The organism is Grimontia sp. AD028 (assembly GCF_000973155.1).
In the GTDB taxonomy this organism is placed as follows: Bacteria; Pseudomonadota; Gammaproteobacteria; order Enterobacterales; family Vibrionaceae; genus Enterovibrio; species Enterovibrio indicus.
The window spans coordinates 1-13,801 of sequence record NZ_LASY01000004.1 but is presented as its reverse complement, the minus strand read 5'-3'; the positions used below and the strand labels follow the sequence as shown (position 1 = coordinate 13,801).

At 48.7% G+C, this 13,801-nt stretch carries 14 protein-coding genes; 3 read left to right on the top strand and 11 right to left on the bottom strand.

Annotated elements, in window-relative coordinates:
- Positions 1 to 35 precede the first annotated feature (35 nt).
- The 3 genes from dxs to xseB are packed head-to-tail and all read right to left on the bottom strand — an operon-like array spanning position 36 to position 3,065.
- The gene (dxs, locus tag RN22_RS00885; RefSeq protein WP_046302719.1) at positions 36 to 1,901 is read right to left on the bottom strand and encodes a 1-deoxy-D-xylulose-5-phosphate synthase; all 1,866 of its coding nucleotides are present in this window, start codon (positions 1,899 to 1,901) and stop codon (positions 36 to 38) included.
- A gap of 26 nt (positions 1,902 to 1,927) precedes the next feature.
- Entirely contained in the window at positions 1,928 to 2,827 is a 900-nt protein-coding gene (gene ispA / locus RN22_RS00880; protein ID WP_046302718.1) for a (2E,6E)-farnesyl diphosphate synthase, read from the bottom strand.
- Positions 2,820 to 3,065, bottom strand: coding sequence for an exodeoxyribonuclease VII small subunit (xseB, locus tag RN22_RS00875; protein WP_002537010.1), 246 nt, complete (start codon positions 3,063 to 3,065; stop codon positions 2,820 to 2,822). The genes ispA and xseB overlap by 8 nt, the downstream gene beginning before the upstream one ends.
- 414 nt (positions 3,066 to 3,479) lie before the next feature.
- Here xseB and pomA point away from each other — a divergent pair, with 414 nt between their 5' ends.
- The 3 genes from pomA to thiI all read left to right on the top strand — a co-directional run bounded on the left by pomA (position 3,480) and on the right by thiI (position 6,761).
- On the top strand, positions 3,480 to 4,241 hold the full coding sequence (pomA, locus tag RN22_RS00870) for a flagellar motor protein PomA (protein ID WP_002537012.1): 762 nt from the start codon (positions 3,480 to 3,482) through the stop codon (positions 4,239 to 4,241).
- Positions 4,242 to 4,251: 10 nt separating this feature from the next.
- Positions 4,252 to 5,181 carry a flagellar motor protein MotB gene (locus tag RN22_RS00865; RefSeq protein ID WP_039849695.1) on the top strand — a complete coding sequence of 310 codons (930 nt, stop codon included), beginning with the start codon at positions 4,252 to 4,254 and terminating at the stop codon, positions 5,179 to 5,181.
- Positions 5,182 to 5,312: 131 nt separating this feature from the next.
- Positions 5,313 to 6,761, top strand: a complete 1,449-nt coding sequence (gene thiI, locus RN22_RS00860; protein ID WP_046302717.1) for a tRNA uracil 4-sulfurtransferase ThiI — start codon at positions 5,313 to 5,315, stop codon at positions 6,759 to 6,761.
- Between the two features lie 100 nt (positions 6,762 to 6,861).
- Here thiI and RN22_RS00855 read toward each other — a convergent pair whose 3' ends face one another.
- The 8 genes from RN22_RS00855 to RN22_RS00820 form a co-directional block, all read right to left on the bottom strand.
- Entirely contained in the window at positions 6,862 to 7,461 is a 600-nt protein-coding gene (locus RN22_RS00855) for a DJ-1 family glyoxalase III (protein ID WP_046302716.1), read from the bottom strand.
- Positions 7,448 to 8,338, bottom strand: coding sequence for a 2-dehydropantoate 2-reductase (locus RN22_RS00850; protein WP_046302715.1), 891 nt, complete (start codon positions 8,336 to 8,338; stop codon positions 7,448 to 7,450). The genes RN22_RS00855 and RN22_RS00850 overlap by 14 nt, the downstream gene beginning before the upstream one ends.
- 148 nt (positions 8,339 to 8,486) lie before the next feature.
- Entirely contained in the window at positions 8,487 to 9,269 is a 783-nt protein-coding gene (locus RN22_RS00845) for an outer membrane protein OmpK (protein ID WP_039849697.1), read from the bottom strand.
- Between the two features lie 256 nt (positions 9,270 to 9,525).
- Positions 9,526 to 10,920 carry an MFS transporter gene (locus tag RN22_RS00840; RefSeq protein WP_046302714.1) on the bottom strand — a complete coding sequence of 465 codons (1,395 nt, stop codon included), beginning with the start codon at positions 10,918 to 10,920 and terminating at the stop codon, positions 9,526 to 9,528.
- Between the two features lie 48 nt (positions 10,921 to 10,968).
- Positions 10,969 to 11,334 (bottom strand): hypothetical protein, encoded by a 366-nt coding sequence (locus RN22_RS00835; protein ID WP_002537029.1) that lies wholly within the window; start codon positions 11,332 to 11,334, stop codon positions 10,969 to 10,971.
- Between the two features lie 18 nt (positions 11,335 to 11,352).
- A complete protein-coding gene (locus tag RN22_RS00830) occupies positions 11,353 to 11,919 on the bottom strand; it encodes a peptidylprolyl isomerase (RefSeq protein ID WP_046302713.1) in 567 nt (188 codons plus the stop codon).
- The gene (locus RN22_RS00825) at positions 11,919 to 12,491 is read right to left on the bottom strand and encodes a YajG family lipoprotein (protein ID WP_002537032.1); all 573 of its coding nucleotides are present in this window, start codon (positions 12,489 to 12,491) and stop codon (positions 11,919 to 11,921) included. Before RN22_RS00825 ends, RN22_RS00830 begins: the two co-directional genes overlap by 1 nt.
- 3 nt (positions 12,492 to 12,494) lie before the next feature.
- The gene (locus RN22_RS00820; RefSeq protein WP_046302712.1) at positions 12,495 to 13,646 is read right to left on the bottom strand and encodes a methyltransferase; all 1,152 of its coding nucleotides are present in this window, start codon (positions 13,644 to 13,646) and stop codon (positions 12,495 to 12,497) included.
- Between the last annotated feature and the right edge of the window lie 155 nt (positions 13,647 to 13,801).

Here is a 13,801-nt window from a genome sequence, read left to right as displayed (position 1 = left end):
TTTGATGAGAATAACGAGAGTCTTTGGCCTTGCATTTATTCGCCAAGATAACGTCGGATTTGGGCCTCAATGCCTTTGCCATCGATCTCCAACTCTTCGTGAAGTTCTTGCTGTGTGCCTTGATGAATAAACTTATCCGGTAGGCCGATTTGCAGTACTGGCTTGATTTGGCGGGACTTCATCAAGTATTCAATCACACCAGAACCGGCACCGCCGGAAATCGCATTCTCTTCGACCGTGACAAGCACATCATGAGATGCGACCAGTTCGTCGATAAGGGCTTCATCCAATGGCTTCACGAAACGCATATCTGCAACGGTAGCATTCAGGTTTTCTGCCGCTTGCAGTGCGTAAGGCATCATGGTGCCAAAGTTCAGAATGGCAATTTTCTCGCCCTGACGGCGAACTACACCTTTACCGATTGGCAATGCGCTCATGGCTTTTTCAACGGTCGCGCCGCAACCTGTGCCACGAGGATAACGAACAGCACTTGGGCCCTGATGAAGATGACCGGTGTACAGCATTTGGCGACACTCGTTTTCGTCACTCGGCGCCATGATCACCATGTTCGGGATACAGCGCATGAAGCTGAGATCGAATGCACCTTGGTGAGTCTGACCGTCTGCACCAACCAATCCACCACGGTCAATCGCGAACATCACAGGCAAGTCCATGATAGCGACATCGTGGATCAGTTGGTCATAACCGCGTTGCAGGAAGGTGGAGTAAATCGCAACCACTGGGTTGTAGCCACCAATCGCCATGCCGGTACCAAGGGTAACCGCATGCTGCTCAGCAATCGCGACGTCGAAGTAGCGGTCTGGGAATTCTTTGGAGAATCGAACCATGCCTGAGCCTTCGCGCATGGCAGGGGTGATCGCCAGTAGCTTTTCGTCCTCTGCCGCCATGTCACACAACCAATCACCAAAGATTTTGGAGAAAGTTGGGCCGGATGATTTGGCTTTTGGCAGAGTATTTTCAGCCGGGTTGAACTTAGGCACGGCGTGATAGCCAATCGGATCTTTCTCCGCAGGCTCGTAACCTTTGCCTTTTTTAGTCATGACATGCAAGAACTGCGGGCCTTTGAGGTTTCGCATGTTCTTGATGGTTTTAACCAGCTCTTCAACATCATGGCCATCAACAGGACCAATATAGTTAAAACCCAGCTCTTCAAACAGAGTGCCCGGTACCACCATGCCTTTCAGGTGCTCTTCCGCGCGGCGAACCAGCTCTTTAATCGGTGGTGCGCCGGACAGCACTTTCTTGCCGCCTTCACGGATGGAGGTGTAGAAATTGCCCGAAAGCAGTTGAGCCAGGTGGTTATTGAGCGCACCGACATTTTCTGAAATCGACATTTCGTTGTCATTCAGAATCACCAGCATATCGGCATGAACATCACCTGCATGGTTCATGGCTTCAAAAGCCATGCCTGCGGTGATTGCGCCGTCACCAATCACAGAGACTACTTTGCGATCACGACCTTCTTTGGCGGCGGCAATCGCAAGCCCCAAAGCGGCACTGATGGAAGTGGAACTATGGCCGACAGAAAGCACGTCATATTCGCTTTCTTCACGCCAGGGGAAAGGGTGAAGCCCGTCTTTTTGGCGGATAGTCGTCAGGCGCTCACGGCGACCGGTCAGGATCTTGTGAGGGTATGCCTGATGGCCAACATCCCAGATCAGATGATCAAATGGGGTGTTGTAAACATAGTGAAGCGCCACGGTTAGCTCAATGGCACCAAGGCCAGATGCAAAGTGGCCGCTTGAATGGCTCACGGAGTTGAGCAGATATGTTCTTAGCTCGTCGCACAGCTTCGGCAGAACGTCGCGTGGTAGCGTTCTGAGTTCGTCAGGCATGTCTGCCAGTGCGAGCGTTGGGTATTTAGAAATATCGAGAGTCATATATTCGTTTTATGGCGCTATTTGTTTTAATTCTTGCGCTCGATGATATACCGGGCGAACAGTTCCAATTGCTCTGTATTGTAGGGGATCGCTTGCAGGGCTTGTAGTGCTTCTTGGTAAAGAAGCTCAGCTTTCTGCTGTGCGCCCTCCAATCCCAGCAAGGCCGGGTAGGTGCTTTTTTCCGCTTCGAGATCGGAACCTTGTGGTTTTCCAAGGGTTTCGGTGTCGCTGATGATGTCTAGAATGTCATCCTGCACCTGAAACGCAAGGCCGATGGCGTTGGAAAATGTATCCAGTTGTGAAAGATATGTTACGCCTTTCTCGCCTGCCGCCAATGCACCCAGGCGGACCGCGCAACGGATAAGAGCACCTGTTTTATTGCGGTGAATCGTTTCGAGTGCTTCGAGATCGACTTTCTTTCCTTCCGCTGCAAGATCCAGCGCCTGACCAAGACACATGCCCGCTGCACCAGATGCAGCTGCCAGTTCTTTGACCATCTGGATACGGTACGCGTCACCTTCTGACGAAAGATCACCTTCTGCGAGAATGGTAAAAGCCAATGTTTGCAGAGCGTCGCCCGCAAGAATGGCACTGGCCTCATCAAAGGCGACGTGGCAGGTTGGTTGACCTCGACGCAAAGCGTCATCATCCATTGCCGGTAAATCGTCGTGGATAAGGGAATAAGCGTGAATACACTCTATGGCGGCAGCGGGAGTATCCAGCGCTTCTTCAGAAACGCCAAACAGCTTACCTGTCACGTATGTCAGGTAAGGACGAACGCGTTTACCACCCAGCAAAGCGCCATGCTTCATTGCTTGAATCAGAGGCTGGTCGTCATTCCCCAAACTGTCGAGCCAGTGGGAGAGCTGCGCATTGCTGCGGTTTTGGTAATGAATGAGGGTGGACGTTAAAGCGGTATCACTCATCGCGCGTGTCTTCAAAATTTTCCAAAGGGGCGTTGTCATCTTGCGCGAGCAGGATCTCGACGCGTTGCTCGGCATCAGAGAGCGTTTTTTGTCCCTGACGAGCCAGAGAGATCCCGCGTTCAAATTGTTTTAGCGCCGCATCCAGCGGCAAATCACCACTTTCAAGGCCATTAACAATCGTGTCTAACTCTTTGAGGGTCTCTTCAAAGGTCATGTTCTCAGGTTTCTTAGCAGCCATGATAAATCCAGAACTATCAGAATGGCGGAGAAGTTAACCCAGCGCCTGTTAGGGGTCAAACGCTTGAGTAAAAATCTGCGCTGCCGCGGAGATTTTCAGGGGTTAGCGACGATTTAGGCCTGATTTTTGCCTATTTATTGGGCGGCGGCAATATTCTGTCAGCCAATAGTGGGCTCAACTCTGATTCACGAAATCGGACATTGAGCTTAATCTTGAGAGGAAAATCTGCATCTTGAGATGAGAAGGGTATAAAATTTAAAGTACGCGCTAAATCTATCGCTACATCTGCCGTTAACGGAAGGGCAGACAGCGAATTCAGTCATACTCAAGCGGTTTAATAACCTGCTGATTCAGGTTGCTTGGGGATACGTCACTACTCTTTCTGGCTAGTAAAAAATTTAAGGGGATCGTTCCGTGGATCTGGCGACACTTCTAGGTATTTTGGGCGCCTTTGCCTTCATCGTCATGGCGATGTTGCTTGGTGGCACCATCAGTATGTTCGTAGACGTTCCATCTACTCTGATCGTTTTCGGCGGCAGCTTGTTTGTTGTATTGATGAACTACACCATGGGTCAGTTCTTCGGCGCATTTAAAATCGCAGGCAAGGCTTTCATGTTTAAAGCCGATGATCCGGAAGACCTCATTGCCAAAATCGTAGAGATGGCGGATGCGGCGCGTAAAGGTGGCTTCCTGGCACTTGAAGAGATGGAAGTGACCAATTCCTTCATGAAAAAAGGCGTCGATATGCTGGTAGATGGCCATGATGCTGAAGTCGTGAAAATGACGCTCCAAAAAGACATTGTCATGACCGATGAACGACACGACAGTGGCGCGCAGTTCTACAGCGCACTTGCGGACGTTGCCCCGGCGATGGGGATGATCGGTACGCTGATCGGTCTGGTAGCCATGCTTTCAAACATGGATGACCCAAAGGCGATCGGTCCTGCGATGGCGGTAGCACTTTTGACAACACTCTACGGCGCCATGCTCGCGAACATGATCGCGATTCCTATTGCGGCAAAGCTTCGCCTGCGTAAAGACCAGGAGAAAATGAACCGTCGTCTAATCATGGACGGTTTGTTGGCAATACAGGATGGTCAGAACCCGCGTGTTATTGACGGCTACCTGAAAAACTACCTCAACGAGAAGAAACGTACTGTTGACGTAGACGGATAAGGAGTCGGGTATGGATGATGAATGCAAATGTCCCCCCCCCGGGCTACCCGCTTGGATGGGGACTTTCGCTGACTTGATGTCACTGCTGATGTGTTTCTTCGTACTCCTGCTTTCGTTCTCGGAAATGGATGTGTTGAAGTTCAAGCAGATCGCAGGCTCGATGAAATTCGCTTTTGGTGTACAGAACCTTCTGGAAGTCAAAGACATTCCGAAAGGGACCAGTGTGATCGCGCAGGAGTTCCGTCCGGGTCGTCCTGAGCCAACGCCGATTGAAGTCATCATGCAGCAAACTATCGATATGACGCAGCGTACCCTCGATTTCCAAGAGGGCGAATCCGATCGTGCAGGTGGCTCCCAGCGAGATTCAGCAAAATTGGATGGGGGCTCGACGGCAAGCGAAGCTTCCATGCAGGAGCAAGAGCAGAACACCGAACAAATGTCGAGCACTGCCCAAATGGTCGTGCAGGCGCTTGAACGTGAAGTGGAAGAGGGCGCTGTTGAGGTGGAAAACCTTGGTCAGCAACTGATTATACGTATTCGCGAAAACGGTGCATTCCCAGCAGGCTCTGCTTTTCTTCAGCCTAAATTCCGGCCTCTGGTACGCCAGATCGCTGATTTGGTGAAGGACGTACCAGGGGTGGTTCGTGTTTCCGGCCACACCGACAATTCCCCTCTCGATTCCGAACTGTATCGTTCAAACTGGGATCTGTCTGCACAACGAGCGGTGTCCGTCGCTCAGGAGATGGAAAAAGTCGATGGCTTCGACCCAATGAGAATGCGGGTTGAAGGCTTGGCGGGTTCTTCACCGCGCGTACCGAATGATACGCCGGAAGGTCGCGCTCAAAACCGCCGCGTTGAAATTGCGATTATGCAGGGTAAACCTAAGGAATCTGACGAGATTTCTACCAGTGCTCCAGTTCAACCTATTCAGGAAAACTGATGGTTTGAAGCCCTTACAGAAGGCAGTGCAATGGCGCTGCCTTTTTTGTTCTCACTTCTGTGTGGTTATTTCGAATACGTTATGCTTGAGGTATAATCCGCGCCTTTGTTAAAGCCGTAGCGAAACCTGTTATGAAATTTATCGTCAAAATTCACCCTGAGGTGATGGTCAAAAGTGAATCTGTACGGAAACGCTTCACGAAAATTCTGGAAACTAACATCCGAAATATTCTTAAGCGAAAGTCAGACGCTATGTCGGTGTTCAACCGTCGTGATCATATTGAGGTTTCGCTAAAAGACGCGGCTGAGCGTGATATTGCACTGAGTGTATTGACCAACACGCCGGGTATTCACCATGTGCTGGAAGTTGAGCAAACGCCATTTACTGATTTGCACAACATCTATGAAATCGTTTCAGCGACGGTAGCACATCAGTTGGAAGGCAAGTCTTTCTGTGTGCGTGCCAAACGTCGTGGCAATCATGACTTCACTTCCATAGATGTAGAGCGTTACGTCGGTGGTGGTTTGAACCAAGATGTTGAATCAGCCCGTGTTCAGCTGAAAAAGCCTGACATCGTCGTGCACCTGGAAGTAGACAAAGAAAACGTTAATGTGGTTCGTGAGCGTTTCAAAGGTCTGGGTGGTTTCCCTCTGGGCACACAGGAAGATGTGCTGAGTCTGATTTCAGGCGGTTTCGATTCTGGTGTTTCCAGTTATCTGCACATCAAACGCGGTAGTAAGGTGCATTACTGTTTCTTCAATCTTGGTGGTGCGGCGCATGAGATTGGTGTTCAGCAGACTGCGCACTATCTTTGGGAGAAATTTGGTTCTTCTGCCAAGGTGAAGTTTGTCTCTATCGACTTCGAACCTGTTGTCGCTGAAATCCTAGAAAAAGTGGATGACGGTCAAATGGGTGTGATATTGAAGCGTATGTTCATGCGCGCAGCATCAATGGTCGCAGAGAAATATGGTATTCAGGCATTGATCACGGGTGAAGCACTGGGTCAGGTATCAAGCCAGACGCTGACCAACCTCCGCATGATCGATAACGTATCTGACACCTTAATCCTGCGTCCTTTGATCAACTGGGACAAAGAAGACATCATCAATCTTGCGCGCGATATCGGCACCGAAGATTTTGCGAAAACTATGCCGGAATACTGCGGCGTGATTTCGCGTAAACCGACCATCAAAGCGGAAAAAGCGAAGTTAGAAGCAGAAGAAGCGAACTTTGATTTCAGCATTCTGGATAAAGTGGTTTACGACGCGCGAATCATTGATATCCGAGATATCGGCAAGCAGAGTAAAGAAAAAGCACCAGACGTTGAACTGGTGGACGAAATTGCTAACGGTGCCGTGGTGCTGGATATCCGTAGCCCTGAAGAAGAAGATGAGAAACCACTGGAAATTGATGGTGCGGAAGTGGTTCACATTCCATTCTTCAGACTGGCGACCAAGTTCGGCGATCTGGATCAGAGTAAAACTTATCTGCTCTACTGTGATCGCGGCGTGATGAGCAGGCTGCAGGCTCTCTACCTTCAGGAAAATGGCTATGCGAACGTGAAGGTATACCGTCCGTAAGGCTGAACCGAGAAAGTGCAGCGACAAGACTTAGAAACAAAAACCGACCTTTCGAGGTCGGTTTTTTTGTGGTTTATCCAAACAACCTGAAGGTGCAGTATTATGCGAACTTCTTTTCGTAATGGAGGTTAGGAATAATCACCATTGGTTCTACGACTTCTCGGGCTTTGTCTTTGCCTGCCAGCAAGTAAACAATCTCAATAGCAAACTCCAACGCAGTGCCCGGACCTTGGCTGGTGATCAGTTTGTGGTCGTGATCAGTGAAGACCCGACGGCTGTTCTGCTTATCTGCCGGAATATGGTCTATAAATGCTGGGTGGCAGGTTTTATAGGCGTCTGGGAACAGCTGATTCTTCTCAATCACCAAAGCAGGCGCCGCACAGATTGCCGCTACCCATTTCTGGTCACACTGCTGCTGCTTAATCATTTCAACAACCAATGCACTTTCTCCCAAGCCTCTAGCGCCTTCGACGCCGCCCGGCACAACAATGCAGTCAAACTCTTCATCGGCAACTTTGACCAGTGGAATGTCTGCTGTCAGTTTTACACCACGTGAACACGTCAAAGTGAGCTCACCATTTTCTGCAGCACTTGCAGTGGTGACGTTAAATCCAGCACGTACCATAACGTCAATAACAGTGACGGCTTCCATTTCTTCTGTGCCTTGGGCTAGGCACACCAATACGCTAGGCGTGGTCATAGGATTGCTCCAAATTCTTGATGGCTTGATACAGCGCCCGGTTTTCCGGTACCGCTATATCGTGTGATTCTGCTCGGCTGATAAGGTAGCCGGTAATAAAGTCTATTTCCGAGTGACGTTTGAAGTGCACGTCCCGGTTCATCGAAGAGTGGTTTTCTGCGGTGGCTTTCGCGACCTGTAATGCGTGTTGTAAGACGTCACCCGATGCGATGTTCAATCCTTCGGCTTGCATGACCAAAGCGATCTCTTCACTTAATGTGTTTAGCTGCTCTCGCAAGTTATCAGAAAGCAACTCGCCATTCTGACACTGACGCAGTGCAGTCATAGGATTGATCATACAATTGACGGCCAGTTTCCGCCAAAGCGCTGTCTGAATTTCTTTTTCCCATTGAGCACTGGGTAGAGCATGGCTGAAAACGTCAGCAAGAAAGTCACACTGTTTTCCACTGACATTCGCACCACCTAGGCGTGTTTCCCCAAGGCCAGTATGTCGTAATACCGATGGAGAGAGCTTTAAAGCGCCGTGGGAGGTCGTGGCAAGTACGAGAGGGTTTGTGTCCAGTGTTTGAAGAACAGCATCAGCTGTACCCATGCCGTTGTGCATCAAGACTACTGGGGTATCTGGATGAAGATAACGCTGTATAAGATGGATGGCATCCAGCACCTGGAAGGCTTTGACGCAAACCAGAACACAGTCGCTTTCTTCAATGCGAGCGGATTGGTTGCAGGGAAAAATCAGTGGACTCTGATGTTCGAATCCCAGCGTGATGTCAGACTCTTCTTTGCGGGTGACAAAATGAACCTGATGCCCAGCTTCAAGTAGTTTTAAACCCCATAACGCACCGACCGCACCGGCACCGACAAGCGTAAAGCGCATGCTTCATCCTTATTGTTTAACTGGCTGAAAGCATACCACTGTTGATACAAGAGCCGAACGCTGAAAAGTAAAAAGGCAGCCAAAGTGGCTGCCTCATATAAATCTGATTTAAGAGTGTTCTTAAATACCGGCGCTTTAAGCTCTTTGGTTAGAACTTATAGGTAGCTGCAAAGTAGTGACCCGCACCAGAAGATGGGAATCCAGCGCTATCTTCAATACCGTACACGTCTTTGTACAGCTTCAGGCCATAACCAAGAGCGAAGTTGTCAACATGCCAGTAGATGCCATTGAACATCGCGCCACCGTGGCTTGAGTTTGCACCATTGTTGTCATCCATACCGAACTCGTAGTCTAGGTAACCTTGGTAAGAAATGAATGAACCATTTTCGAAGTTAATGAAAGGTTTAAACCAGTTAGTTGAGATTTGGTAACCGTTCCATTCGTGGTTTTGTAGGTCGTGACGCGCATACAGGTTGAACTGCATTTTGCCAAACCAAGGTACCATTACGTCAGAACCGATACCCCACTTAGTTTTGTAACCCGCATCGCCACCATCAATGATGTTTTCGCTTGCAATGTACAGCTCTTGAACTGGGCCAAAAGACAGATCAACACCAGTAGCAGCATCGATAGACATACGTGGGTTAAATTTCATGAACAGGCGATCAGCGCCGTCTTTCTCACTGCTTGAGCTATTGCTAGGGTTAAACAGGTCAACATAACCATACAGATCGAAAATACCAGAGCGGCCACCGAACTCCATTTCTAGGTAGGTGTGGTTTGCATCACCAGGCTTCTCGTCGATGGTGTGCATCACATTGAATTGCATCCATGTGTGATCATTCTTGCGAACGTCGTCTGAGTAATCAGCAGCAATTGCTGGTGCAGAAGTAGCAGCCATTAGGCCTAGAGCTAGAAGTGATTTACGCATTTTCTGTTCTCTTAACATCGTGAGAAAGGAGCGGCACTGGACCTTAATTGGTTGGACCTCCGCCGTAACGAGCGCCATTCTATGGGAAAGTTCAAAAAAGAAAATGCAATGAAATCGCAATCGTTTGCTAAATGTGATTTAGATCGCGTTGAAATGGATTACATTAGAGATAAGTGTTTCAAAAGATGATCTACAGGGCGGTTTAAACAGAGTAGGTGAATGAAATCCGCGACAATTGTCGCGGATTAAACACAGATTAAGCGGTTTCCTGCATGTCTTGCAGCTTTTTAAAGTGCTTTCTGAGTCCAACAATCATGGCAAGGCTTGGAATGACCATGATAGTGGTGAGGATGAAGAAGAAGGACCAAGGATCAAGCCAGCTGATGTTGTGAATCCATTCAAACTGTTCAATCCAGTCGACTAGTGAGCCACTGAAGGACGAGAGGGTTGTCCTCCCCAGATTGCCCAGAGACGCCAGCAAAGCATATTGGGTTGCGGAGAACGCCCTGCCTGTAAGGAAAGTCAGGAAGGATACAAAGGCAATGGTTGCAAATGCACTGGTAAAGTTATCGACGATAATGGTTGCCAGGAAAAGGTTCTCATTCGGTCCAACCTGTGCCATCAGGGCAAACATAAGGTTACTGGCAGCCATGGCAATGCCACCAATCAGAAGCCCTTTAACGACGCCGAAGCGAACGTTAATCGCGCTGCCAATCAAAGTGAAAACAACAGTGGCTCCCCAGCCGATCAGCTTAGAGTAATAGCCAATCTGTTCATTGCTGAACCCCACTTCTTTGTAAAAGACGATCGACATACGCCCTAAGAAGGCCTCACCAATCTTAAACAGGAATACAAAGAGAAGAAGCGTGAGCGCGACTTTCACGCCATTGCGTCGGAAGAACTCAGCAAAAGGCTCAACGATGGTGACGGAGAACCACACCAGAACACTGTTTTCACCTTGATTTAAACGCTTGGCGTAACGGGACTCTGCTTCTGCCTGGAGTTCGTCGCGTTGTGAATCTGGCTCACCAACAAACAGGGTAAATAAGATGAGTAGCCCGATAAAACCTGCCATACCATAGTAAACGCCATTCCAGCCTATCGAATCGGCATTGATAAAAGCGAAATACCCTGGAAGGCTGTAACCTGTCCACCAACCAATCACCGCCATGGCGGCAGCCTGCGGCATTTTTGACTTTTCCTGCTCACCAAAACTGTCGATACGGAAAGCATCTACGGCAATGTCTTGGGTGGCAGAAGCCAGTGCTATGGTGAAAGCCAGAACCGAAGTCAGCCAAAGGTTGAATGAAGGATCGGTATTAGCGATGAAAAGGGTACAGACCAGCATGATCACCTGCATCAGGAAAATCCAGCTGCGGCGTTGCCCCAATACTCGGTGAAGCATGGGCAGTTTCACGCGGTCGATGAGTGGCGCCCACATCCAGTTAATCGCGTAAACCGCAAAAATAGAACCGAATAAGCCGATTGCTGTTCTGGTTAAGCCCGCATCCTTGAGCCAGCCAGACATATTTGAACCGATCAAAAGCCATGGAAAGCCACTTGCGCAGCCCAACATGAAAACCCAAAGGAGCCTGCGGTCAAGATAGCTGTTTAGCGTTTCCCGCCAGGTAGGGTGAGAAGAAGGGGACATGAATGTACGTCCTTGTTATGTGCATAGGTAACCCCATGCTACCGTGCTTCAAGGACGAATGCCACGCGCAAAACGCGGTAGTTTTCCTTTATTGATCAGATAACAAGCGCATTCTTTGAGACGTTGGTTCACAAATCTGTTCCCGCGTAATTCATCTTCGCGGCGCGACTCGATCATGTACAACAGGTACCAATAAACGGATTCGTAATCATCTTCCGGAGAGCCTCCAGAAATAGAGAGTTGCCACCATTCAAGAAACTGGTTTCGGCAGGAAAGTTTGAGATCTTCATAGGAAGCTTGCTGCAAGACATAGCGAATGACGTCTGCAGCAAAAGCCGGTGCATGTTGTCGAACATGTTCACCGGCGAGCTCATCATTGTTTTGTTCGGGATTGTCTGCAACGAGTTTTAGCATTCCCTCTCAACCTGCTACTTAATTGGTAATGAGAATCTTCTCGATAAGTATAGGTTGCTGGGGAACATCGCGCATACGAGTTTCAGGGATTGTGACGGTTTTAACCTTTGCCATCTTCTCAACGGTATTAAAACCCTCGATGACTTTGCCAAACACGGTGTAACCATAGTTGTAGCTGTTGCCATCTAAGTTACTGTTGTTTTGCAGGTTAATGTAGAACTGTCGAGTGGCAGAATCTGGCGCCTGACGCCTTGCCATAGCGATGGTGCCACGTTCGTTACCCAATCCATTTTTGGACTCGTTAACCACTTCGCCATAGGTGCTTGGACGAGGCTGGAATTTGGCGTCGTAGCCACCGCCTTGTGCGACAAATCCAGGAATTACTCGGTGGAATTGGGTACCCACGTAACTACCGTCTTCCACATATTTCAGGAAGTTTTCGACGCTTTTCGGTGCTTTTTCTGGGTAAAGCTCGAGTTTGAAGTTACCCACGCTGGTTTCAACGTTGACAACAGGGTTCGCTGCCATCGCGTTGGCTGCAAATAGTGTGGCAGCGAATAATGCTGTTTTAAAAACGGTTTTCATTAGAAGTTCTCATTCATGAAGGTCATCAGCTGCTGGTCGCGAGCAATGTCTTGCAGTACAGCTTCGAGCAGGCTATTCAAGGCCATTTCCATGTCTTCAACAGACGCGCTGGTGGAACCTTCAGTGGTTGATTTACCGGTGTAGCGTTTCACGAACTTGTTCTGACCATTATCTGCAACCAATTGGATTTGAACATTGGTATTCATGGTATGTGAGAACACGCTGTGCTCCACTTTCACCAGTGCGTCCAGCAGATCCATGCGTAGTTTACCTTTGCTGTCGGCAACCACTTTGTAGCCTTGAGAATTCAGTTGACGGATCAGGGCATCTTCCAGTACCACGCGAACGTTTGAGGTTGCCTGGATTGGCTGCACATTTTTACGGCCATTGTCTACCACTGCCACAAACTGAGCTGTGCGCAGATCTCGGCTTTCAACGGTAACAGGTTTACTTTGCGCAACGGGTACCGAAGAAATAGAAGGTTGTGGGGCAATTGTCATCTGAGGTTCGCGGGGTGACGAACAAGCACTCAGGCCCAATACCAGTCCGGAAACAAGCAGAAGTTTTTTCATGAGTTAACGCATCCCTTTAGAGTCTGGCTGTTTATATGCTTCGACAATAACAAACTTACGATTAGAAGCAATGACTTGTGCATTGCCAAAAAGACGTTTCAATTTAGTATGATAGCCGAGGTGACGGTTACCAATCACTACAATGCGTCCCTTGGGTTCAAGAACCCGTCTGGCGTCACAAAACATTTGCCACGCAATGTGGTCTGTCACTGTGTTGAGTTGATGGAATGGAGGGTTACACAGCACTAGGTCAGCGCTGTTTGGTTCGAAACCTTCCAGACAGTTGTCCACTCTGCAATTTATGCGTTCTGGTTTAATACCATGACTGAGCAAGTTTGCAGATGCTGACGCCACTGCCATGTGACTTTCGTCCACAGCTGTGATGATTGCCTGTGGATTGCGACGGGCAGCTTCCACAGAAAGTACCCCGTTCCCACAACCCAGATCGATGATGTGCTTAATCCCTTGGTCTTCAGGAATATGTTCAAGCATGAGGTAAGCGGCGATATCCAAACTTTCCGACGAAAACACGTTGGCATGATTTTGCAGTGTCATTTTGTAATCGGGAACGTCAAAAGAAGTCGTTTCAACCGGCGCTGATTCAAGCTGCTTTTCTTTCTGACAGAAAATCAATCGCGCTTTTTTCTTAGCGAGCGAGGTACGGGTAGCACCAAGGTGTTTTTCAAACAGCTTAAGTGTTGATGTATGGATGTCTTTGGCTTTTGCACCCGCTAATACTTGAACATTCATCCGCGCAGAATGTGAAATCTGCTGGAGTTGCCACACCAGAAAACGGGTATATTTTGGCAGCTTCATCACGATGATATCGGCATCGACCGGCAGAGGCGTTAAAGATGAAAGGATATCGACGCCTTCAAGGTTATTACCTTTGAGGTTTTGCTCGGTGCTTAACTGGGCTAAATGGGAGTCGCTCACCATGGTGACACGATATCCTTTCTGAATTGCCCAGCAGCTCAATGCCCCAAAACCATCATTGAAAATCAAGATGTGTGCGTTGTCTGGTAACACACTGTTCTCAAGTTCCTCGATCAGGTATTCATCTGCTGCATCCCATGCCTGCAGGGTTTCGTTCTTCTGAATAGGATAGCGGTGGAGTGCAAACGTTTGTCCAGCAATGTCTAACGTGGTTTTCATGGCGTGTATCAGCTAGAGATAATCGAGTATATTGTCGCAGATAATATAACGAAACGGCTTGGGATGGAGAGAGAATAGGGATATATCCAAGCAACTTCGGGTTGTTTATATACCCAAACAACCTAAAGATGCAGCATTCAGCGAGTTTGACTGGC